Origin of the sequence: Streptomyces sp. NPDC006368, from assembly GCF_040612535.1 — a bacterium.
GTDB lineage: Bacteria > Actinomycetota > Actinomycetes > Streptomycetales > Streptomycetaceae > Streptomyces.
Window position 1 is genome coordinate 70244 of record NZ_JBEXQK010000024.1, and the last position, 21310, is coordinate 91553.

17 protein-coding genes are annotated in these 21310 nt (G+C 73.3%); 10 read left to right on the forward strand and 7 right to left on the reverse strand.

The annotated features are described in order from the left end of the window. The first annotated feature begins 4 nt into the window (after positions 1 to 4). Positions 5 to 4711, forward strand: coding sequence for a hypothetical protein (locus tag ABZZ38_RS19125; protein WP_356741135.1), 4707 nt, complete (start codon positions 5 to 7; stop codon positions 4709 to 4711). A gap of 70 nt (positions 4712 to 4781) precedes the next feature. Here the strand turns inward: ABZZ38_RS19125 and ABZZ38_RS19130 are convergent, their stop codons facing one another. Continuing rightward, positions 4782 to 5375, reverse strand: a complete 594-nt coding sequence (locus ABZZ38_RS19130) for a hypothetical protein (RefSeq protein WP_356741137.1) — start codon at positions 5373 to 5375, stop codon at positions 4782 to 4784. A 391-nt stretch (positions 5376 to 5766) separates the two neighbouring features. Here ABZZ38_RS19130 and ABZZ38_RS19135 point away from each other — a divergent pair, with 391 nt between their 5' ends. From ABZZ38_RS19135 to ABZZ38_RS19150, 4 genes are read left to right on the forward strand one after another with little or no spacing between them, the layout of a single operon-like run. After that, entirely contained in the window at positions 5767 to 8607 is a 2841-nt protein-coding gene (locus tag ABZZ38_RS19135; protein ID WP_356741139.1) for a nitrate- and nitrite sensing domain-containing protein, read from the forward strand. Then, positions 8604 to 9041 (forward strand): roadblock/LC7 domain-containing protein, encoded by a 438-nt coding sequence (locus ABZZ38_RS19140; RefSeq protein ID WP_356741141.1) that lies wholly within the window; start codon positions 8604 to 8606, stop codon positions 9039 to 9041. The genes ABZZ38_RS19135 and ABZZ38_RS19140 overlap by 4 nt, the downstream gene beginning before the upstream one ends. Positions 9042 to 9052: 11 nt before the next feature. Beyond that, the gene (locus tag ABZZ38_RS19145) at positions 9053 to 9496 is read left to right on the forward strand and encodes a DUF742 domain-containing protein (RefSeq protein WP_356741143.1); all 444 of its coding nucleotides are present in this window, start codon (positions 9053 to 9055) and stop codon (positions 9494 to 9496) included. After that, positions 9477 to 10097, forward strand: coding sequence for an ATP/GTP-binding protein (locus ABZZ38_RS19150; RefSeq protein ID WP_356741145.1), 621 nt, complete (start codon positions 9477 to 9479; stop codon positions 10095 to 10097). The genes ABZZ38_RS19145 and ABZZ38_RS19150 overlap by 20 nt, the downstream gene beginning before the upstream one ends. A gap of 155 nt (positions 10098 to 10252) precedes the next feature. Here the strand turns inward: ABZZ38_RS19150 and ABZZ38_RS19155 are convergent, their stop codons facing one another. Beyond that, positions 10253 to 11059 (reverse strand): M15 family metallopeptidase, encoded by an 807-nt coding sequence (locus tag ABZZ38_RS19155; RefSeq protein WP_356741147.1) that lies wholly within the window; start codon positions 11057 to 11059, stop codon positions 10253 to 10255. 148 nt (positions 11060 to 11207) lie between these two features. Between ABZZ38_RS19155 and ABZZ38_RS19160 the strand changes: the two genes are divergently transcribed. Next, positions 11208 to 11726, forward strand: coding sequence for an NUDIX domain-containing protein (locus tag ABZZ38_RS19160; protein WP_356741149.1), 519 nt, complete (start codon positions 11208 to 11210; stop codon positions 11724 to 11726). Here the strand turns inward: ABZZ38_RS19160 and ABZZ38_RS19165 are convergent. Both ABZZ38_RS19165 and ABZZ38_RS19170 read right to left on the reverse strand, forming a co-directional pair. Continuing rightward, positions 11709 to 11921 (reverse strand): hypothetical protein, encoded by a 213-nt coding sequence (locus ABZZ38_RS19165; protein ID WP_356741151.1) that lies wholly within the window; start codon positions 11919 to 11921, stop codon positions 11709 to 11711. The two genes, ABZZ38_RS19160 and ABZZ38_RS19165, sit on opposite strands and share 18 nt — an antisense overlap. Positions 11922 to 12074: 153 nt before the next feature. Further along, the gene (locus ABZZ38_RS19170; RefSeq protein WP_356741153.1) at positions 12075 to 14450 is read right to left on the reverse strand and encodes a glycoside hydrolase family 31 protein; all 2376 of its coding nucleotides are present in this window, start codon (positions 14448 to 14450) and stop codon (positions 12075 to 12077) included. A 225-nt stretch (positions 14451 to 14675) separates the two neighbouring features. Between ABZZ38_RS19170 and ABZZ38_RS19175 the strand changes: the two genes are divergently transcribed. Continuing rightward, positions 14676 to 16661 (forward strand): acetoacetate--CoA ligase, encoded by a 1986-nt coding sequence (locus ABZZ38_RS19175; RefSeq protein ID WP_356741155.1) that lies wholly within the window; start codon positions 14676 to 14678, stop codon positions 16659 to 16661. Positions 16662 to 16743: 82 nt separating this feature from the next. Here ABZZ38_RS19175 and ABZZ38_RS19180 read toward each other — a convergent pair whose 3' ends face one another. After that, entirely contained in the window at positions 16744 to 17028 is a 285-nt protein-coding gene (locus ABZZ38_RS19180) for a hypothetical protein (protein ID WP_356741157.1), read from the reverse strand. Between ABZZ38_RS19180 and ABZZ38_RS19185 the strand changes: the two genes are divergently transcribed. The 3 genes from ABZZ38_RS19185 to ABZZ38_RS19195 all read left to right on the forward strand — a co-directional run bounded on the left by ABZZ38_RS19185 (position 17027) and on the right by ABZZ38_RS19195 (position 18565). Beyond that, entirely contained in the window at positions 17027 to 17233 is a 207-nt protein-coding gene (locus ABZZ38_RS19185) for a GNAT family protein (protein ID WP_356741161.1), read from the forward strand. The two genes, ABZZ38_RS19180 and ABZZ38_RS19185, sit on opposite strands and share 2 nt — an antisense overlap. A gap of 162 nt (positions 17234 to 17395) precedes the next feature. Continuing rightward, the gene (locus tag ABZZ38_RS19190) at positions 17396 to 17629 is read left to right on the forward strand and encodes a hypothetical protein (protein WP_356741163.1); all 234 of its coding nucleotides are present in this window, start codon (positions 17396 to 17398) and stop codon (positions 17627 to 17629) included. 27 nt (positions 17630 to 17656) lie between these two features. Then, positions 17657 to 18565, forward strand: a complete 909-nt coding sequence (locus ABZZ38_RS19195; RefSeq protein ID WP_356741165.1) for a hypothetical protein — start codon at positions 17657 to 17659, stop codon at positions 18563 to 18565. 81 nt (positions 18566 to 18646) lie between these two features. Here the strand turns inward: ABZZ38_RS19195 and ptsP are convergent, their stop codons facing one another. Beyond that, complete coding sequence (gene ptsP, locus ABZZ38_RS19200) at positions 18647 to 20317, reverse strand: phosphoenolpyruvate--protein phosphotransferase (RefSeq protein ID WP_356741167.1); 1671 nt, start codon at positions 20315 to 20317, stop codon at positions 18647 to 18649. An 83-nt stretch (positions 20318 to 20400) separates the two neighbouring features. Beyond that, positions 20401 to 20850 (reverse strand): PTS glucose transporter subunit IIA, encoded by a 450-nt coding sequence (locus tag ABZZ38_RS19205; protein WP_356741169.1) that lies wholly within the window; start codon positions 20848 to 20850, stop codon positions 20401 to 20403. Positions 20851 to 21310 lie beyond the last annotated feature (460 nt).

The window sequence follows — 21310 nt, forward strand, 5'->3', positions numbered from 1 at the left end:
CACCATGTACGAGCTGTCCCGGGTCCGCCTCTACTCCATCGGGCCCGCCGGTGCGCGCTACGCCGACACTGTGCTGGACCTGCGCGGAGTGGGCGCGCCCGTGCCCCAACCGGCCCCCACCCAAGCGGAGTTCTTCGAGGAGGAGCCGGTCGGCCCGCCGCGCCGCCCCGCCCCCGCGGGCGTGCTCTTCCTGGAGAACGGCGGGGGCAAGTCCGTCCTCCTCAAGCTGATCTTCTCGGTGATGCTGCCGGGCCACCGCAACACCCTCGGCGGTGCCAGCTCCGGCGTACTGCGCAAGTTCCTGCTCGCCGACGACTGCGGACACGTCGCCCTGGAGTGGCAGCACACCCTCACCGGGGAGCTCGTCGTCGTCGGCAAGGTCAGCGAGTGGCGCGGGCGGCAGGTCTCCAACGACCCGCGCAAGTTCGCCGAAGCGTGGTACTCCTTCCGCCCCGGCCCCGGCCTGAGCCTCGACTCGCTGCCGGTCGCCGAGGCCACCTCCGTCCGCCCGTCCGCCGAAGGGGCCTCCGGGGCCCAGGGCCGCCGCCGCACCATGAAGGGCTTCCGCGACGCGATCACGGAGGCCGGCAAGGTGTACCCGCACCTGGAGGTGTACTGGGAGGAGATCCACGACCGCTGGAACGAACACCTCGGCGACCTGGGCCTGGACCCCGAACTCTTCCGCTACCAGCGGGAGATGAACGCCGACGAGGGTGAGGCCGCCGGCCTCTTCGCGGTCAAGAAGGACTCCGACTTCACCGACCTGCTGCTGCGCGCGGTGACCGACACCCGCGACACCGACGGCCTCGCCGACCTGGTCAGCGGCTTCGGCAACAAGCTGGGCCGCCGCGCCGAGCTCACCGCCGAACGCGACTTCACCGCCGGCTCCGTCGACCTGCTCGGCCGGATCGTCGAAGCGGCCGACACGCGCGCCCGCGCGCGCGACGTCCACGCCGGCGCCGAACGCCGCACCCGCACCCTCGCCCGCCGCCTCTCAGCCCGCGCCGCCGGGGAACGCGTCCGCACCGCCGAGCTCGCCGAGCAGGTCACCACGGCTGCCCACGCCGTCACCGCGGCCGAGGAGGCCCGCGGCCGTGCCTCCCTCATCGCCGCGGAACTGGCCTACCGCCACGCCTCCCTGGCCCTCACCGCCGCCGAGAAGGGCGCCGCCGCGCAGCGCCGCGAGCTGACCGACGCCCGCACCCTGCACGCCGCCTGGCAGGCCACCGAGGTGGTGCTGCGCCACCGCGCCGCCGCCGACCGCGCGACGCGCGTGTCCGCCGCCATCCAGGAGGCCGAGCGGGACGCCGCCCCGGCGCTCGCCGCCCGCGCCAAGGCCGCCGCCGACCTCGTACGGGCCCTGCACGCCGCCGCGGAGGACGGCGAGCGGCACGCCAACGAGGAGGAGGAGCGTTCCTCCGCCCTCCAGGAGGCGGCCGAGACCGCCCACCGCGACGCCACCGCCGCCGCGACCGAGGCCCAGCGGGCCCGCAGCGAGGCCGGCCACCTGCGCCAGCGGCTCACCGAGGTCGAGCAGGAGACAGCCGAAGCGGTACGCGCCGGCTGGCTCGACGACACCGCCCCCGACGCCGACCCGGCCCGCGCCGCGCTCGCCGCCAGCGACGCCGAGAAGACGACCGTGGCCGCCTGGGAGGCGGCCCGTGACGCCGCCCGGGCGGCAGCCGAACGCGCCCGCGAGGCCGCCGCCGACGAGTCCCGCGCGGAACTGGCCGCGGCCCGCGCCGCGGACGCCGCCCAGGCCGCGGAGAACGCCCACCGGGCCGAGCGCCGCGCCGCCGAGTCGATCGCCGCCGAGGAGCGCCTCGCCGAACTGCTGAGCCTGCCCCCGGCCGCGCCCTCCCAGGCCACCGTCCCCGCACCCCGCCGCGGCACGGCCGCCGCGCCCGACGGTGCCGCGCCCAACGACCCCGCCCCGCACACCGAAGGCGGCCCCGGCGCCCGCCGCTCCACCGTCCAGGGCCCCCTGACCGCCGAGGAGCTCGACCGGTACGCCGACGAGCTCCGCGACCTCCTCGACCAGGGCATCGCCTCCGCCGAGCGCAAGCTCTTCGAACTGCGCACCGCCGCCGCCGACGACGCGCGCATCCTCGGCGCGCTCGGCGACGGCGGGCTGCTGCCGCCCGGCCCCGACGTCCTCGCGACCGTCGAGTTCCTCGGCGAACAGGGCATCCCCGCCCTCCCCGGCTGGCGGTACCTGGCGCAGGCCGTCGACCCGGCCGACCACGCCGCCGTCCTCGCCGCCCGCCCCGAGCTGGTCGACGGAGTTGTGATCACCGACCCCGTCTCGTACGCCAGGGCCCGCGAAGCCCTCGCCGGCGCCGCCCTGCTGCCGCGCTCCGCGGTCGCCGTGGGCACCGCCGCCGCGCTCCTCGCCCCCGTTCCCCAGCCCGGCACGGGTACGGACACGGACGTCTTCCTCGTCCCGCCGAACCCGGCCATGCACGACGAGCACGCCGCCGACGAGGAGCGTCAGGCGCTGCGCGCCCGGGCCGCCGCCCGCGACGAGGAGATCCGCGCCCTCGCCGCCCGCCTCACCGGCGACCGTTCGCTGTCCGCCCGCATCGGCTCCTGGCGCGCCGACTGCCCGCCCGGCATGCTCGCCGAACTCGCCGAGGCCGCCACCGCCGCGCGCGTCGCCGCCGAAGAGGCCGAGGCCACGCTCGCCGAGGCCCGCACCGTACGGGCCGAGGCGGACGAGGCGGCCGCCGACGCCGCCCGCGTCCGCGACGAGCGGCAGGAGGCCGCGCAGCGCGCCCGGCGCGTCGCCGACGCCCTCGCGGGACTGGCGTACCGGCTCCGCGAACGGGCGGGCTGGCAGGTCCGGCTCCGCGAACTGACCGACGAGGCCGCCGAGTACGAGGCCCGCGCCCAGACCTGCCTGGAGCGGGCGCGCGCCGCCGACGAGGACCGCCGCGCCGCCCAGCGCGCCGCCGACGACGCCCACCGCACCGCCCGCGCCCTGCGCGCCGAGCGCTCCGAGATCGCCGGAGCCCCCGAGAACCTCCCGGAGGCCGGGGACGACGCCCAGCGCGTCCCACTGGCCGCCCTGCGCGAGGCGTACCGCGCCGCCTCCCAGCTGTACGAGAAGGTCGGCGTCGGCGCCGACCTGCGCGCCGAACAGGCCCGCGCCGAGAGCGACGAGAGCGCCGCCCTCGCCGAGCTGGACCGGCTCACCAACAAGGTCCGCACCCGCGCCGCCCAACTGCTGGAGGGCACCGACGGCGCCGACGGCCCGTCCCGCCAGGCAGCCGCAGCCCGCGCCGAGTCCCTGGTGCAGATGCTGGAGACCCGCGCCTCCGAGGCCAGCGAGAAGCTGGGCCGGCTGCGCGGCGAGGCCGAGCGTCTGGCCCCCGCCGACGGCGAGTCGCACACCGAGCTGCCCGAGGAGCTCGTCCCCACCGACGCCGAGCACGCCCAGTCCCTCCTGCGTACGGCCACCACCGAACTGGCCGCCCGCACCGACGCGCTGGAGGCCGCCCGCGCCACCCACGCCCGGCTGCTCCAGGCCCACCGCGCCACCGAGGACGCCGCCGGCGGCTTCGACGAGACGGCGGCGCTCCTGCGCGACCTGCTGAGGGAGCACACCGACGAGGAGCCGGAGGCGCCCGAGCCGTACCCCGGCAGCCTGGACGAGGCGCGGCAGTCCGCCGCGGAGGCCCGCCGGTCCCTGCGCGGCTGCGCCGCGGACCTGTCGGCCGCCGAGGCCGCCGTACGCGAGGCGTGCGACGTGCTCGTACGCCACGCCAACTCCACCCGCTACGAACAGGTCCGCACCCCCGCCCGGCAGCAGATCCGCGAACTGCCCGCGGCAGCCCTGCCCGAACACGCCGCCAAGTGGGCCGAGGCCTTCGCCCCCCGCCTGCGGGTGCTCACCGACGAGCTGGCGCAGCTGGAGCGCAACCGCGACTCGATCGTCGACCGGCTGCGCGGCCTGGTCGAGTCCGCGCTCACCACACTGCGCTCCGCCCAGCGGCTGTCCCGGCTCCCCGAAGGCCTCGGGGAGTGGTCCGGCCAGGAGTTCCTCCGCATCCGGTTCGACGAACCCGACCAGGCCACGCTGACCGAGCGGCTCGGCGAGGTCATCGACGAGGCGACCAGCGCCGCCGTCAGGAAGAACTCCGACCTTCGCCGCGACGGCATGTCCCTGCTCCTGCGCGGTGTCCAGGCCGCACTGCAACCCAAGGGCGTGGCCGTGGAGATCCTCAAGCCGGACGCGGTACTGCGCGCCGAGCGCGTGCCGGTCGGGCAGATGGGCGATGTCTTCTCCGGCGGGCAGCTGCTCACCGCCGCCATCGCCCTGTACTGCACGATGGCCGCGCTGCGCAGCAACGACCGGGGCCGCGACAAGCACCGGCACGCCGGCACGCTGTTCCTCGACAACCCCATCGGGCGCGCCAACGCCACGTACCTGCTGGAGTTGCAGCGGGCCGTGTCCGACGCGCTCGGCGTCCAGCTCCTCTACACGACGGGCCTGTTCGACACGACCGCGCTCGCCGAGTTCCCGCTGGTCATCCGGTTGCGCAACGACGCCGACCTGCGGGCCGGGCTGAAGTACATCAGTGTGGAGGAGCACCTGCGCCCCGGCCTGCCGCAGCAGAACACCGACACCGAGACGGTGGTGCACGGCGAGATCACCGCCACCCGGATGTTCAAGCGCGCCCCCGCCGAGCCGGCACCGTCAGCCGACTAGCGCCACCCGCCGTGCGCCACCCGCCGCCACGGCGGCGGGCCGGCGCGGCAGAGCGGCGGGGCATCGCGGTTCAGGCCTGCGAGAGGGTTCCCGCACCCCGACGCTCCCGCCGTCCGTGGGCCTCGTCGCCCCGCTGCCGTATTCGCCCGGCCTCGCGCGCATCGCGCTCGCCCGGCACTTCACGTCCGCCGTGCGCGTCGTACACGCCGCCGTTCGCTCCGTCCGGCTCCGAGGCCGTGCGGTAGGGCCCGGTGCGGTACGCCCCCGCGCCGTACGACGCGCGTGCCTCCGCGCGGGCGACCCGCCGGGCCCGGCGCCGCTCCCGTCGCAGCTGCCGCGCCGTGCTGCTCGGCATCGACACGACGCCGTGCCGCTGGTTCCACACCTGCCGGGTCACCCACACGTCCGCCGCCGCCCAGGTCGACAGCATGGTGCCGGCGACGCTGCTGATCACCGTCGGAAAGGCCAGCCACGATCCGGCGAGCGTGGAGAAGAAGGCCACCATCGCCTGTATCAGCGTCAGCGAGGCGATGAGAACGGCGCGCACCGCCGCCCTGCGGACCGGATCGGGCAGCCGGCGCCGTGTCGCCGGCTCCTCCACCCACAACTCGCGCCGTTCCTGGTGCTCCTCGCGCTCATACCGTTCCCGCCGCTGCGTCGCCATCGAAACCGCCACTCCCCACAACCGACCGTCCTTCAGGGTGGCTGCCCGTCTTGAGCCGCATTACGCCGACAGTCCCGACACTCCCGCGCTTCCCCCCGGTCCGTAGACGTATGACCGGTCGGGAAGATTCCCGGGAACGCCCACTTCCAGCCATGTGTCACCGAGAGGCAAACAGCGCTCCGCCAGGTGTCATCCGCCCCGGAGCGGATGGCCAACTCCCCGAATAGCAGGACAACTCATGATCAGGACGTCACCTTGCGGCTGAAAATCGCCCGGACGCACCTTCGAGAAGCCCCTGGTGCAGTAGTAGGCTCGCGCCGTTTGTTGATGTGTTGATGTGCGTACCCCGCCGGACCACTCGTCACCGGGCGGGCCCGAGCTGGGGGAGGCCATGCGCTTTCGCGGGAAGTCGATCCGCAGGAAGATCGTGGCGTTGCTGCTTGTGCCGCTTGTCTCCCTCACCGGACTGTGGGGATTCGCGACATTCCTCACCGGCCGCGAGGCCAACCAGCTCCTCGACGTCGCGTACATCGTCGAAAAGGTCGGCTACCCCCTTGAGGACGCCGTCCGCGTCATCCAGAAGGAACGCCGGCAGAGCCTCGTCTACCTGGCCGACCCACGCGCCTCCGACGCGCTCCCCTCGCTGCGCCGCGAGCGTGCGGCCACCGACCGGGCCATCGCCCGTGTACGCGCCAACGCCCAGGAATCCGGCGTCACCGAGGCCATGCAGCCCCAAGAGGCCCGGCGCCTCACATCCCTCCTCGAAGCGCTCGACGGCCTGTCCGCACTGCGCGTCTCCGTCGAGAACCGCGCCCTCGGCCGCATGCGGGCACTCGACCTCTACAACCGCGTCGTCGACCCCTGCCACAGCTTCCTGCTCAACCTCCACGCCCTGGAGAACGTGGAGATGGACAAGCAGGGCCGTGCCCTCGTCGGCGTCGTGCGCGCCCGCGAGATGCTCTCCCGCGAGGACGCCCTCGTCATCTCCTCCCTGATCAGCCGACGCGTCACCGCCGAGGAGATCCGGGCCGTCTCCGACCTCGTCGCGCACCGCAAGCTGTTCTACCAGGTCAACCTGGAGCTCCTGCCCGCCTCCGAACGCCGGATCTTCGGGCAGTACTGGCGCGGCCCGGCGACCGAGCCGCTGCGCGACGCCGAGGAGGCGCTGATAGCCGCCGGGGCCACCGACAACCCCCGAGCGGTCCGGGCCGCACACTGGCAGGACATCGCCACCCCCGTCCTCGACAGCCTCGCCACCGAGAACACCGAGGCGGGTGACCGCTACCAGGACCGGGTGCAGCCCGCCGCGTACAGCGTCCTGCTCAAGGCCGGTGTCGCCGGCGTCCTCGGCTTCCTGGCCCTCCTGGTGTCGGTCATCGTCTCCGTACGCATAGGGCGCCGGCTCGTCCGCGACCTGCGGCGGCTGCGCAAGGAGGCCCAGGAGGTCTCCGGCGTACGGCTGCCGAGCGTGATGCGCAGGCTGGCCGCCGGCGAGCAGGTCGACGTCGGGACCGAAGTGCCGCACCTGGAGTACGAGAAGGACGAGGTGGGCCAGGTCGGCCAGGCCCTCAACACCCTCCAGCGGGCCGCCGTCGAAGCCGCCGTCAAGCAGGCCGACATGCGCCGCGGCGTCTCCGAGGTCTTCGTCAACCTCGCCCGCCGCAACCAGGTGCTGCTGCACCGCCAGCTGACCCTCCTCGACACCATGGAGCGGCGCACCGAGGACACCGACGAGCTTGCCGACCTGTTCAAGCTCGACCACCTCACCACCCGCATGCGCCGCCACGCCGAGGGCCTGGTGATCCTCTCCGGCGCGGCCCCCTCCCGCCAGTGGCGCAAGCCCGTCCAGCTGATGGACGTGGTCCGCGCGGCGGTGGCCGAGGTCGAGGACTACGAGCGCATCGAGGTGCGCAGGCTCCCGCGCATCGGTGTGGGCGGGCCGGCCGTCGCCGACCTCACCCACCTCGTCGCCGAACTCCTGGAGAACGCCACGGTGTTCTCGCCGCCCCACACCGCCGTCCACGTGCACGGCGAGCCGGTGGCCAACGGCTTCACCCTCGAAATACACGACCGCGGCCTCGGCATGGCGCCGGAGGCCCTGCTCGACGCGAACCTTCGGCTCGCGGAGACACCGGAGTTCGAGCTCTCCGACACCGACCGGCTCGGCCTGTTCGTGGTCAGCCGGCTCGCCCAGCGCCAGAACGTACGGGTGTCGCTCCAGCCGTCCCCGTACGGGGGGACCACCGCGGTCGTCTTCATCCCGGCGGCGCTGCTCACCGAAGCCCCCGAGACGCAGGGCACCGGCTTCCGGCTGGACCGCACGAGCGCGGACCGCAAGGGCGCGGACCGCGGGAGCGCCGGCCGCAGGACCGTGGACCGCGCGTCCGGGGACCGCAAGGGCCTGGAACGCAAGGGCGCGGACCGCCGCGCCGGTGACGCCCCGCCCCGGCGCGCGGCGCTCTCCCAGGTGCCCTCCGGGCTGTCTCCCGCCACCGGCCCTTCCGTGCTCGACGGGCCGATCGAACTGGAGCCGTCGGCCGACGCGCTCGGTTTCGACGACCGCGTGGACGACCGCCTCGGCGACATCGACGCCACGGAGAGCGAACGCGGCGGACTGTTCCGCCCGAGGTCACCCCTGCGCCCGGTGACCGGCGGACCGGCAGACCACTCCGGCCACTCCGACCGCTCGCACCACGAGCAGCACCAGCAGGCCGCCGACCAGGACGATCGGCGCACCGCGGGCCCCATCCCGCTGCCGCGCCGCAGGCCCACGGCCCCCACCCTGATCGCCGACCGCGGCCGACGCCTCGACGAACGAGGCCGCACCCACCCGCTCCCGGGCCGCCCGGACCCCGAAGCCCCGGACCCCGAAGTCCCGCACACCGGGCCCCGGGAGACCGGAACCCCGGACGCCGAAGCCACGCTGCTGCTCGGCGGCCTGCCCCGCCGCGTACGCCAGGCCAGCCTGGCCCCGCAGCTGCGGGAGGCGGCCGTCGAGCGCCACGCCGCCCCGGCCACCCCCGCACCCGGGAACGCCGAGCGCGGCAGGGACCGGGGGACGGGACCGGACGGAGACCGGGACGCGGACCGGGACGCGGAAGAAGTACGCAACCGCATGGCCGCCATGCAGCGCGGCTGGCAGCGCGGACGGCGGGAGAACGCCGAGGGCGCCCCACCGGCCGTCCGCGGTGAGACAGCACCAGGAACGACACCGGAGGGGGACGGTCGATGACCGCACCGAACGCCGCAGCAACCCACTCACCCGGCACGGCCGGAGAGCTCAGCTGGCTTCTCGACGAACTCGTCGACCGGGTCGGAACGATCCGCAAGGCCCTGGTTCTCTCCAGCGACGGCCTGCCCACCGGCGCCTCCAAGGACCTCAGCCGTGAGGACAGCGAGCACATGGCCGCCGTCGCCTCGGGATTCCACAGCCTCGCCAAGGGCGTCGGCCGCCACTTCGACGCCGGCCGCGTCCGCCAGACGGTCGTCGAGCTGGAGGACGCCTTCCTCTTCGTCACGGCGGCGGGCGACGGAAGCTGCCTGGCGGTGCTCGCCGACGCCGACTCCGACGTCGGCCTCGTGGCGTACGAGATGACACTGATGGTGAAGCGGGTGGGAGCCCACCTCGCGACGGCACCGCGGACCGGACTGACCACCGGAGGGTGACGGGGGATGCGATGAGTGACGCGGTAGGCAGGCACAGACGGCACGGCCAGGAACGGCAGGACCGGCAGCACCGTCGGGACCCGCACCACTGGTTCGACGACGAGGCGGGCCCGGTGGTCCGCCCGTACGCGATGACGCGAGGCCGTACCAGCACCGCCACCCGCCACCGCCTCGACCTGATCGCGGTGGTCGTCCCCGAACCGGCGGCCGATGACCCCGGCCGCGACCAGACGCTCTCACCGGAGCATGTGGAGATCGTCGAGCGGTGCAGCGACCTCCCCCAGTCGATCGCCGAGCTCGCCGCCGGACTGGACCTCCCCGTCGGGGTGGTCCGCGTGCTGGTCGGCGATCTCGTCGAGGACGAACTCGTCCACGTAACCCGTCCCGTTCCGCCGGCCGAGCTGCCGGACGTGAACATTCTCCGTGAGGTGATCAATGGCCTTCGGGCGCTCTAGCTCCCGCTCCAGCCGTGCCAAGCGGCCGCTGGTCGAGCCGGTGACGCTGAAGATCCTCGTCGCGGGCGGCTTCGGCGTGGGCAAGACGACGCTCGTGGGCGCCGTCAGCGAGATCAAGCCGCTCCGCACCGAGGAGACCCTGACCGAGGCGGGCCGGCCGGTCGACGACCTCCACGGCGTCGAGACCAAGTCGACCACCACGGTCGCCATGGACTTCGGCCGGATCACCCTCCGCGAGGACCTGGTCCTGTACCTCTTCGGTACGCCCGGACAGGACCGCTTCTGGTTCCTGTGGGACGAGCTGGCACAGGGCGCGCTGGGCGCGGTCGTCCTGGCGGACACGCGCCGTCTCGGGGACAGTTTCGCCGCCATCGACTACTTCGAGCGGCGCGGCATCCCCTTCGCGGTGGCCGTCAACTCCTTCGAGGGCGCGCCCCGCTTCCCCGTGGAGACAGTACGGGCGGCACTCGACCTCGACGCCGAGGTGCCACTGATGGTGTGCGACGCGCGGGAGCGGGGGTCGGTCAAGGAGGTGCTCGTGTCGGTCGTCGAGCACGCGCTGACCCTGGCCGACCGGCAACGCGAACCGGTCACGACGTAAGCCCGGTGGACCGCCGGGCACGGAGCCCGGGTGGACACGGCTCGTACCCCCGCCGACCGGGGTACGAGCCGTGAGCACGGGTCACTCCTCGCGCCGGCCCAGGCCCCCGCCCTCGCCCAAGGTGCCGTGCCGCGCGGTCGGCCGTCGGCTGTGGTTCAGCGGCCTGCGACCGACCTCCGTGCCACAGGGAAGTCGAAGTACGTGTCCGGGAACGGCTCCGGCTTGTACGTGAAGTGCCACCACTCCTCGGGAAGGTTCACGAACCCCTGCGCGGCCAGCGTGTTCTTCAGCAACCGCCGGTTCGCCCGCTGCGACCCCTGTACGCGCGGGTCATCGGTGTGCGAGAGGGTGTCGAAGCAGTCGAAGCCGGTCCCCATGTCGACGGAGTTGTCGGGAAACCGCTCCTGCCGCGGCGCGTGGCACGGCACCAGCTTCTCGCCCGGCTCGTAGGGGCGGGTCCGCCGCGCGGGCAGCTCCACGATCGTCAGGTCGACCGTGGAGCCTCTGCTGTGCCCGGACTTCTCCGCGATGTAACCGTCGGCGAACAGCCGCGACTTGGCCACGAGCGGATAGAACTCCGCCTTCATGCGCTCGTCCCGCAGATCCTTCGCCCACCGTACGAAGTGGTCCACGGCCCGCTGCGGCCGGTAGCAGTCGTACACCTTCAGTGAGTACCCCTGCCGCTCCAGCGCCACCTGTGCCCGGTGCAGGGCCCGCGCGGCCGGCGCGGTCAGGATGCACACCGGCTGCCGGTAGCCGTCCACCGGTTCACCGACGAAATTGTGCGCGGTCGTGTACCGCATCTCCTCGATGATCGTCGGGTCCACCGAGCGCAGCGCCACGAACTCCTTCGGGGCCCTGGGCTCAGGGGTGGCCTGTGCGGAGGGCGGCGCCGCCGCCACGAACACGAGCAGGGAAGCGGTTGCCGCGAGGACGCGGAGAACGGAGGCAAGTCCTGTCATGCGCACGGTCTATCAGGTCCCGGCCGGCGGGTACAGCCCGGTGAGTCCGGCCAGGTGGTGTACAGCCCGGTGGGTACGGCCCGGTGAGCACGGTCCTTCCCCCGGCTTACGCTTCGGCCGGGTACGGTCGATCGGTACAGTCCGCCCCGTGAAGGACTCCCACTGCGCTTCCTGCGGCGCGCCCCACCGCCTCGGCACCGGCTGGCCCCGCACGTGCGGGGTCTGCGGCGACACCGCCTACCGCAACCCGCTTCCGGTCGCCGTCGCCCTCCTGCCCGCGACCGACGCACGCGGCACCGGGCTCGTCGTCATCACCCGCACCATCGAACCGCGGCGCGGCGGCGTGGCACTGCCCGGCGGTTTCATCGACCACGCGGAGGACTGGCGGGACGCCGTGGTCCGGGAGCTGCGGGAGGAGACCGGCATCGACGCGGACGCGGCCGACGTCCGCCTGGCCGACGCGATGAGCTCGCCCGCCGGACACCTGCTGCTCTTCGGTCTCCTCCCGCGACGCCCCGCCGCCGACCTGCCGCCCACGGCCGCCACCGACGAGACGTCCGGCCACCACCTCCTGTACGCGCCGGCGGAGCTGGCGTTCCCCCTCCACACCGCGGCGGTACGCAACTGGTTCACCGGCCGGTACGGCGACCTACCAAAGGTTCAGTGACGGAAGCGCACCCTCCGGTGCCTTCCCACCGGTGGAAGCCGCCCCGTCGTCAGGGCCCGTGTTGCCGTACGACTGCACGGAGTTGTTGCCGTTCATGGTCTGCACGCCGTGGTCACCCACGGCGGAAGCCTGTGAGGCGGCAGCGCCCAGCACGACCGCGGCCAGCCCCGCCGTCGCCAGCACCTGCTTGATCATTGTTGTTCCTCTCGTCGCACGCCCCGGCGCTCGGCTCGGCCGGGCCGCCCTGCACAACGCCCGAACGCCCGCCCCCGTGTGCGCGGTTCACCCATTTGCCCCGCAGTCATTCGCAGCCATTCGCGGTCGCCCTGCGACCCCCGCGCCCCCCGCTCACCCCCGTACGGCCCCCAGCCCCCGCACCCGGACCCGCTGCCCCTCCACCGGCACCGGCCCTTCGTCCGTCACGCGCTCCACCCGCACCCCGCCGTCCGCCCACCGGGTCGTGTACCGCTCGACCTCCGCCCGTTCCCAGCCGTCCCCGGCGTCCCGCACCACCAGACCGCCGCCCGTGCGCCCCTCGGCCGGCGCCCACACCTCCAGCTCCTCGGCGCCGTCCTCGCCCCGTACCGGGATCACCGCGCCCGCCCGCGCGAGGACCGGGATACGCGACAGCGGCGCGTCCAGCAGGATCTGCCCCGGTCCCTCGTAGGCGCGGCCGGTCGCCGTGTCGTACCACCGCCCGCGCGGCAGCCGCACCGCCCGCCGGTCCATCCCGCGGGCCAGCACCGGCGCCACGAGCAGCGCGTCCCCCAGCAGGAACGCGTCCTCGCAGTCGCGCAGCGCCCGGTCCTCGGGAGCCCCCCACCACAGGGGCCGCACATAGGGCGCCCCCGTGAGCCGCGCCAACTGCGCGAGGGTGACGTAGTAGGGGCGCAGCCGCTCCCGTTCGGCCAGGGCCACGCGCGCGTGCCGCAGGACCTGGGGCCCGAACTCCCACGGTTCACGCCGTCCCGCGTCGATCGCCGCGTGCGTACGGAACAGCGGCAGCCAGGCCCCGAGCTGGTACCAGCGCAGGAACAGCTCCGGCGACGGACTGCCGTCGAAACCGCCCACGTCCGGGCCCGAGTACGGCACCCCGCACAGCCCCGTCCCCAGCACCAGCGACAGCGAGGCGCGCAGCCCCGGCCACCCGGTGGACACGTCACCGGACCACGTGCCGCCGTACCGCTGCATCCCCGCCCAGCCGGACCGGGAGAAGAGGAACGGCCGCTCGTCCGGCCGCAGCCGGCGCAGCCCCTCGTAGCCCGCCCTGGCCATCCCCAGGGCATACACGTTGTGGGCCTCACGGTGGTCGCCGCCACGGCCCTCCAGGGCGTGCCGGGCCGAGCGGGGGAGCGTCATGTCGCCGAACGGCGCGAAGGACACCGGCTCGTTCATGTCGTGCCACACCCCGGAGAAGCCCTCGGCGAGCCGCTCCTCGTACAGCCCGCCCCACCACTCCCGTACCGCCGGATCGGTGAAGTCGGGGTACACGCACTCACCGGGCCACACCAGACCCAGCACCTCGTTGCCACGCCCGTCCCGTACGAACGCCCCCGAGGCGCCGAGCGACCGCCCGCTCTCGTACACGGCGTTGCCGCGCTCGGCCTTCACCGCCGGGTCGACGATGGACACCAGCCGCACCCCGTCCTCGCGCAGCTCCCGCGCCAGCCCGGGCAGGTCCGGGAAGCGCTCGCGGTCCACGGTGAACGCCTGGTGCTCGTCGTAGTGGTCGATATCGAGGTGCAGCACCGACAGCGGCAGATCCCGCTCCTTGTAGCCGGCCACCACGCGGCGCACCTCGCGCTCCGTGCCGAAACCCCACCGCGCGTGCTGCGGGCCCAGCGCCCACGACGGAGGCAGCGCGGGGGCGCCCGTCAGGGACGTCCAGCCGTGCAGCACGCGCGCGGGGGTACCGACCACCACCCAGCAGCGCAGCGGACCACCGCTCATCCGGAGCTCGCCGGTGCCGGGCCGGTCGTGCCCCGACCCGGCTCCCTCCTCGCCCTCGCGCAGCGTCACCCGCCCGTCCCAGGAGTTGTCGTGGAACGCCAGATGGGTGCCCGCGTCGGACACGACCAGCTGGACCGGCATGGTGATGTAGAGGGGGTCGTCACCGGGCGCGAAGGCCCCGCGGGGGTCGGTGTTCCACAGCCGGTACGTACCGTTCCGCAGCCGCGGCCCCGACGCCCGGCCGCCCAGCCCGAAGAACCGCGCGTCGGCCGGGAACTCCGTGCGCTGCACCCACCTCGCGGGACCGCCGTTGACCGGCTCCCACCAGCGCGGCGGCAGATCCCTGCGCAGGACGATCCCGCCCGGCGTACGCACCTCGACGGCGCCGTTGCGCGACACCGCGACCGTCACCCGCTCGGACACCACCCGCCAGCCGCCGCCCTTGTCCGGCTCCAGCTCCGCGCGCTGATCGGGCTCCGGCGGGTCACCGGCCAGCGCGTACGACGGGAGCGGCTCCGCTCCGTCCCACGCCCAGAAGACCGTGCCGCCACTCGCGACACACACCCGCAGCTCGGAACGGGCGAACCGGACGACACCCCCGCCCGGCAGCGGCTCCGCACCCTCCGCCTGCCCCGGCACCCGCGCCCGCTCCATCCCCCGGGGCCGCAGCCCCCACGCGTCCGTACGCCGCTGCCGCCACGCCGACCGCATCGCCCGCAGTCCCCGCACCGTCGAGAACACCCTCACCGAACGCACCAGCTCACGACCGTCCATGCGGCTCACCCTGCCACCCACCCGGCGGCCGGGGAGCCCCGTTCAACTGCCGTTCACCCGTGGTGGGACCACATATTCAGCTGCCCGACCGTGGGTGGCGAACCCTGGTGCGAACAACGATCACATGGCATCGTCCCTGTCAGCCGCGTCACGCGCACACCCCCGCACGTGCGCGCGACACACGCAGACCCGCGTACAGGGACGCACAGCCAGGGAGCAGCACACATGACCTCAGAGCACGCGCAGAACGAGCCGCTCTGGCAGCCCGACCAGGACCGTATCGCCGCCGCGGCGGTCACCCGCTTCCAGGCCTGGGCGGCCGAGCGGCACGGCGCCCCTGCCGAGGGCGGCTACCCGGCGCTGCACCGCTGGTCCGTCGAGCACCTCGACACCTTCTGGCAGGCGGTGGCCGAGTGGTTCGACATCCGCTTCTCCACGCCCTACGAGCGCGTCCTCGGCGACCGCTCCATGCCCGGAGCCCAGTGGTTCCCCGGCGCCACCCTGAACTACGCGGAGCACGCCCTGCGCGCCGCCGCCGACCGCCCCGACGCGCCCGCGCTGCTCCACGTCGACGAGACCCACGAGCCCACCCCGATCAGCTGGGCCGAGCTGCGCCGCCAGGTGGGCGCCCTCGCCGCCGAGCTGCGCGCCCTCGGCGTACGCCCCGGGGACCGCGTCAGCGGCTACCTGCCCAACATCCCGCAGGCCGTCACCGCCCTCCTCGCCACCGCCGCCGTGGGCGCCGTCTGGACATCGTGCGCGCCCGACTTCGGCGCCCGCAGCGTCCTCGACCGCTTCCAGCAGGTGGAGCCGGTGGTCCTGTTCACCGTCGACGGCTACCGGTACGGCGGCAAGGAGCACGACCGCCGCGACACCGTCGCCGAACTGCGCCGCGAACTGCCCACCCTCCGCGCGGTCGTCCACATCCCGCTCCTCGGTACGCAGGCCCCCGAAGGCGCCCTCGAATGGTCCGCCCTCACCGCGGCGGACGTCGAACCCGTCTTCGAACAGGTGCCCTTCGACCACCCTCTGTGGGTGCTGTACTCCTCCGGCACGACCGGTCTGCCCAAGGCGATCGTCCAGTCCCAGGGCGGCATCCTCCTGGAACACTTCAAGCAGCTCGGCCTGCACTGCGACCTCGGCCCCGAGGACCGCTTCTTCTGGTACACCTCCACCGGCTGGATGATGTGGAACTTCCTCGTCTCCGGCCTGCTCACCGGCACCACGGTGGTCATCTACGACGGCAGCCCCGGCTTCCCGGACACCGGCGCGCAATGGCGGGTCGCCGAACGCACCGGCGCCACCCTGTACGGCACCTCCGCCGCGTACGTCATGGCCTGCCGCAAGGCGGGTGTCCACCCCTCGCGCGACCACGACCTGTCCCGCGTGAAGTGCGTCGCCACCACCGGCTCACCGCTTCCTCCCGACGGCTTCCGATGGCTCCACGACGAGGTGGCCGACGACCTGTGGATCGCCTCCGTCAGCGGCGGCACGGACGTGTGCAGCTGCTTCGCCGGAGCCGTCCCCACCCTCCCTGTCCACATCGGTGAACTCCAGGCCGCCTGCCTGGGCACCGACCTCCAGGCGTGGGACCCGCAGGGCAAGCCCGTCATCGGCGAGGTCGGCGAGCTGGTCGTCACCAACCCCATGCCGTCCATGCCGATCCGCTTCTGGAACGACCCCGACGGCAGTCGCTACCACGACAGCTACTTCGACATGTACCCGGGCGTCTGGCGCCACGGTGACTGGATCACCATCACCGACCACGGCTCGGTGGTCATCCACGGCCGCTCCGACTCCACCCTGAACCGGCAGGGCGTCCGCATGGGCAGCGCCGACATCTACGAGGCCGTCGAACGCCTTCCCGAGATCCGCGAATCCCTGGTCATCGGCCTCGAAGAGCCCGACGGCGGCTACTGGATGCCCCTCTTCGTCCACCTCACCGAAGGCGCCACCCTGGACGACGACCTGATCGGACGGATCAAGCGGACCATCCGTACCCAGCTCTCACCGCGCCACGTCCCGGACGAGATCATCCAGGTCCCCGGCGTGCCGCACACCCTCACCGGCAAGCGCATCGAGGTCCCGGTCAAACGGCTCCTCCAGGGCACCGACCTGTCGAAGGCCGTCAACCCGGGCTCCGTCGACAACCTCGACCTCCTCCGCTTCTACGAGAACCTCGCCCGCGAGCGAGCTCACGGCACCCGATGAGCACCTTCCCGGGCACCTTCCGGACCGGCGAGCGGGTACGGGTGCGCGCCATCGAACCCGAGGACTGGCAGGCCTTCATGGGCTACGGCGCCCACTTCGGGCACCAGCGGTCCGTCGACGCCCTCCACCCGCCGCGCTCCGCCGAGGGCCACCACGCGTGGGCGCCGAACAGGCCGTCGCCGCCCCCGCCGGCGACACCTTCCGGCTGGCCGTCGAGTCCCTCGACACCGGCGACCTCGTCAAAGCCCTGTCGGCCCACGACGCCGACCCGCGCACCGGCCGGTTCCGCCACGGCATCGGCATCGGCGCCGGCCACCAGCGCCGCGGCCACGCCGCCGACGCCGAGGTACTGCTGGCTGCGCTTCATGTTCGGCGAGCGGCGCTACCACAAGTGCGAGGCGGGCATCCACGCGTTCAACGACGCGTCGCTCGCCCTCCACCGCAAGCTCGGTTTCGTCGAGGAGGGCAGGCTGCGCGACCACGAATTCTTCGCCGGCCGCCGCCACGCCCTGGTCGTCATGGGAATGACCGCTCCGGAGTTCGCCGAACGGCACCCCTGCGAACGGCTCTGACTCAACCGCCGTACATGGTCTCGGGCTCGCCCAGCGCATCCGCGAAGTCCGAGGCCGACCGCACCGCGTCGGCCGGCTCCAGCGCCGCCGTCGTGATCCGTACCGCCGTCGACGGCTCTCGAAGCCGCGCTCTTCCTCGACGACGCGATCCTCCAGGTCGGCATGCCCCTGTGGATCGTCCCCGCCACCGACGCCCCCGTCGGTCTGGCCCCCCTGCCGGTCGTCCTCAATTCCGTCCTCGTCGTCCTCTTCCAGGTCCGCCTCGCCCGCTTCGGCACCGGCCCCGCCGCCGCACGCTCTCCCCGCTCACCCCGCTCGGCCCAGGGCGCCTACCTCGGCGTCCACGGCCTCGCCGCCGCCACCCAGCGGCGTTGTCAGACCCCCCGGTTACGGTGAGTGAGCATCGATGAACAAGGGGGATTCATGCCGCGCACCGACCACACGCACACCAAGACAGCCGCGGGCATGCGCCGCGCCCTGCGCCGCGAAGTAGCCGGGACCGTCGGCCTGCTGGCCGACGCGGAGGACTTCGCGGCCATGCGCCGCTACCGCACCTTCACCTTCGACGACCACGCCACCTACCTCCGCCAGGTCGAAGACCTGCTGAAAACCCTCGCCTCCGGAGGGGGACACACCACCGTCACCCTCTTCGACCCCGAGGACTACGCCGCGTACTGCGCGGAGACCGGCCTCGACCCCGACACCCCGGCCAGCCGCAGCCGTTTCACCGCCGAGGTCGCCACCACCGGTGCCTGCGTCGCCTACACCGGGCAACCCATCGACCACCTCGTCCCCCTCCTCATCAACAAGGCGGTGCGACACGCCACGTGGGAGTACGCCACCGTGCTCCTCACCGACATCGGACTCTGCGCGAGCTGCGGCCAGGACATCGGCCGCGCCGCCTTCGACCAGGCGTCCCACCTGCTGTACCGCCTGCTCGAAGAAGCCGGACCAGGCACCCACCACCTCGTCTGCAGCGTCCCCGCCCACGACGAACAGCTCATGGCAGCCCTCCACGCCGACCGGACCGCCACCGGCCCCGCCCGGCTCGACTCCTCCGAAGGCGCCGAATTCGCCACCGTCCTGGCCGTCGGCATCGCCCTCGAAACGCCCGGGGGAGTCGTCCTGCGCACCACCACCCCCGCCGCCCCGGACCGCGTCCACGGCTGGCGCCTCGACCGCGGCCACCTCATCCCACTCAGCGCGGCCGAGGTCTTCAACGCCTACTGCACCGACGCCGACACCGGCGAGCCCGTCCCCCCGGAGCCCGACGTCGACTACCGCGCCGGCTTCGACGTCACCGGCGGTGACGACTGGCCCACCCACCACTGACCGCACACCGCACAAAAGGGAGGGGCTTTCCCGCCACCGCGGGAAAGCCCCTCCACCACCCTTCACCAGGGCGCCACGCGCCTACTCGCCGGACAGCACCGCCTGCGCCGCCAGCCGCGCCTCCTCGGCGGTGTCCGCCGCCCGCGCCGCGGCGGCGGCGCGCTCGCACTGCGCGAGCGTGTGCTTCGCCAGCGTCGCCCGCACATACGGAATCGAAGCGGCCCCCATCGACAGGGAGGTGACACCCAGACCCGTCAGCACACACGCCAGCAGTGGATCGGACGCGGCCTCGCCACACACACCACAGCTCTTGCCCTCCGCCGCGGCGGCCTCCGCCGCCAGCGCGACCAGGTCCAGCAGCGCCGGCTGCCACGGGTCCTGCAGCCGCGACACCGCACCCACCTGCCGGTCGGCGGCGAACGTGTACTGCGCCAGGTCGTTCGTGCCCAGCGACAGGAACTCGACCTCCTGCAGGATCGAGCGCGCCCGCAGCGCGGCGGACGGGATCTCCACCATCGCACCGAACTTCGCCCGCAGCCCCGCCTCACGGCACGCGTCGGCGAACGCCTTCGCGTCAAGGCGGTCCGCCACCATCGGCGCCATGACCTCCAGGTACACCGGCAGCCCCTCGGCCGCCTTCGACAACGCGCTCAGCTGCGTCCGCAGCACCTCCGGGTGGTCCAACAGCGTCCGCAGACCCCGCACACCCAGCGCCGGATTCGGCTCGTCGGCCGGCGTAAGGAAGTCCAGGGGCTTGTCCGCACCCGCGTCCAGCACCCGCACGACCACCCGGCCCTCGGGGAACGCCTCGAGGACCTTCCGGTACGCCTCGACCTGCTTCTCCTCCGACGGGGCCTGCTTGCTGTCGTCGAGGAACAGGAACTCGGTACGGAACAGGCCGACACCCTCCGCGCCGGCCTCCACCGCGGCCGGGACATCCGCGGGACCGCCCACGTTCGCCAGCAACGGCACCTTGTGCCCGTCCGACGTCGTGCCGGGACCGGTCGCCGCCGACAGCGCCGCCTTGCGCTCGGCAGCGGCCCGCTCCAGCTCGGCCCGCTTCTCGGCGCTCGGCTCGACGAAGATCTGACCCGTGCTGCCGTCCACCGCGATCACGGTGCCCTCCGCCAGCTCCCCGGCACCGGGCAGCGCCACCACGGCCGGCACACCCAGCGCCCGCGCCAGGATCGCGCTGTGGCTGGTCGGCCCGCCCTCCTCGGTCACGAACCCGAGGACCAGCGTCGGGTCGAGCAGCGCGGTGTCGGCAGGAGCGAGGTCCCGTGCGATCAGCACGTACGGCTCGTCGCTGTCCGGCACACCCGGCATCGGAACGCCCAGCAGACGGGCCACGATCCGGTTCCGTACGTCATCGAGGTCGGCGACCCGACCCGCGAGGTACTCACCGGCCCCGGCGAGCAGCGCCCGGTACGCGGCGAACGCGTCGTACACGGCCCGCTCGGCCGTGCTTCCCACAGCGATACGACGGTCGACGTCGGCCATCAGCTCCGGGTCCTGGGCCATCATCGCCTGCGCCTCGAGCACATGCTGTGCCTCGCCGCCCGCCAGGTTCCCGCGCGCGATCAGATCGGCCGCCACCGCCTCGACGGCCTGACGAGCACGCCCCTGTTCGCGCTCCGCGTCCTCGGCCGGAATCTGCTTGGCCGGCGGCTCGAGGACTGCCGTGCCCATGTGCCGAACCTCGCCGATCGCCACACCGTGGCTGACCCCGACGCCTCGCAGCGTTGTCTCCATTACACCTGTCTCCGATTGAGTGGCGGCCAGCGCCGCCACGTTTGAATGCCGGACCGGGTGCCGTCAAGAGGACGGCACCGACATCACTGCCAGGTGAAGAGCGTGTCCCCGGCCTTCACGTCACCGGACTCGCGGAGCTCGCCCAGAGAGTCGGCGGTGGCCTCCAGCGCCACGATCGGGCAGATCGCGGACTTGCCGGCCGCCTCGACACCCGCGGGGTCCCACCGCACCACGGCCTGCCCTCGGGTCACGGTGTCGCCCTTGGCCACGAGCAGCTCGAAGCCCTCTCCGTTGAGCTGCACCGTGTCGATGCCCAGGTGCGTCAGCACGCCGTGGCCTTCCGCGTCCACGACGACGAACGCGTGCGGGTGCAGGGAGACGACGACACCATCGATGGGAGCGACCGCCTCGGACGGCTCCCGCACCGGGTCGATGGCGGTACCCGGGCCGACCATCGCCCCGGAGAACACAGGGTCGGGTACAGCGGCAAGACCGATGGCCCGGCCGGCGAGCGGCGACGTCACGGTGGTCATGGGGAGCCTCCCAGGGGGCGGAGATTCTGTGTCGCCGTCACTGCTTGTCCCGGACGGCGTACTGTCAGAAGCGTATGTCATAAGAAGTCCCGGTTCCGCCCGAAAGGTCCAGGTTCATGGGCCTCCGGACCACCGGAAGCGATTTGCCTCAACTACCGGCTGCAGGTAGGGTCGTAGGCCTGCTTGGCCCGGACGCGACAGCGAGTCAGGGGTCGGCAGCGCCTACCAAGCCGAGATCCTAACTGGTCTACACCACTGGTCTACACCTCTGTGTGCCACGGGTGGTGGTCAGAGGGACGGAAAAAGCCTGGTAGTGTTTGGACCCGCCGGAAAGGGAAACGCGAAAGCGGAGAACTGCCCGGCGACCCGCTCCAGCGGGTGGCGGAAACGGAAAACGGATCTGCTAAGCTGGAAACACGAAATACCGAAGGGAAGCGCCCGGAGGAAAGCCCGAGAGGGT

Excerpts from the sequence above, each read along its gene's own strand:
- ABZZ38_RS19125 (WP_356741135.1), top strand. The coding sequence starts at position 5 with ATGTACGAGCTGTCCCGGGTCCGCCTCTACTCCATCGGGCCCGCCGGT.
- ABZZ38_RS19130 (WP_356741137.1), bottom strand. The coding sequence starts at position 5,375 with ATGGCGACGCAGCGGCGGGAACGGTATGAGCGCGAGGAGCACCAGGAA.
- ABZZ38_RS19135 (WP_356741139.1), top strand. The coding sequence starts at position 5,767 with ATGCGCTTTCGCGGGAAGTCGATCCGCAGGAAGATCGTGGCGTTGCTG.
- ABZZ38_RS19140 (WP_356741141.1), top strand. The coding sequence starts at position 8,604 with ATGACCGCACCGAACGCCGCAGCAACCCACTCACCCGGCACGGCCGGA.
- ABZZ38_RS19145 (WP_356741143.1), top strand. The coding sequence starts at position 9,053 with ATGAGTGACGCGGTAGGCAGGCACAGACGGCACGGCCAGGAACGGCAG.
- ABZZ38_RS19150 (WP_356741145.1), top strand. The coding sequence starts at position 9,477 with ATGGCCTTCGGGCGCTCTAGCTCCCGCTCCAGCCGTGCCAAGCGGCCG.
- ABZZ38_RS19155 (WP_356741147.1), bottom strand. The coding sequence starts at position 11,059 with ATGACAGGACTTGCCTCCGTTCTCCGCGTCCTCGCGGCAACCGCTTCC.
- ABZZ38_RS19165 (WP_356741151.1), bottom strand. The coding sequence starts at position 11,921 with ATGATCAAGCAGGTGCTGGCGACGGCGGGGCTGGCCGCGGTCGTGCTG.
- ABZZ38_RS19170 (WP_356741153.1), bottom strand. The coding sequence starts at position 14,450 with ATGGACGGTCGTGAGCTGGTGCGTTCGGTGAGGGTGTTCTCGACGGTG.
- ABZZ38_RS19175 (WP_356741155.1), top strand. The coding sequence starts at position 14,676 with ATGACCTCAGAGCACGCGCAGAACGAGCCGCTCTGGCAGCCCGACCAG.
- ABZZ38_RS19185 (WP_356741161.1), top strand. The coding sequence starts at position 17,027 with ATGTTCGGCGAGCGGCGCTACCACAAGTGCGAGGCGGGCATCCACGCG.
- ABZZ38_RS19180 (WP_356741157.1), bottom strand. The coding sequence starts at position 17,028 with ATGAAGCGCAGCCAGCAGTACCTCGGCGTCGGCGGCGTGGCCGCGGCG.
- ABZZ38_RS19190 (WP_356741163.1), top strand. The coding sequence starts at position 17,396 with ATGCCCCTGTGGATCGTCCCCGCCACCGACGCCCCCGTCGGTCTGGCC.
- ABZZ38_RS19195 (WP_356741165.1), top strand. The coding sequence starts at position 17,657 with ATGCCGCGCACCGACCACACGCACACCAAGACAGCCGCGGGCATGCGC.
- ptsP (WP_356741167.1), bottom strand. The coding sequence starts at position 20,317 with ATGGAGACAACGCTGCGAGGCGTCGGGGTCAGCCACGGTGTGGCGATC.
- ABZZ38_RS19205 (WP_356741169.1), bottom strand. The coding sequence starts at position 20,850 with ATGACCACCGTGACGTCGCCGCTCGCCGGCCGGGCCATCGGTCTTGCC.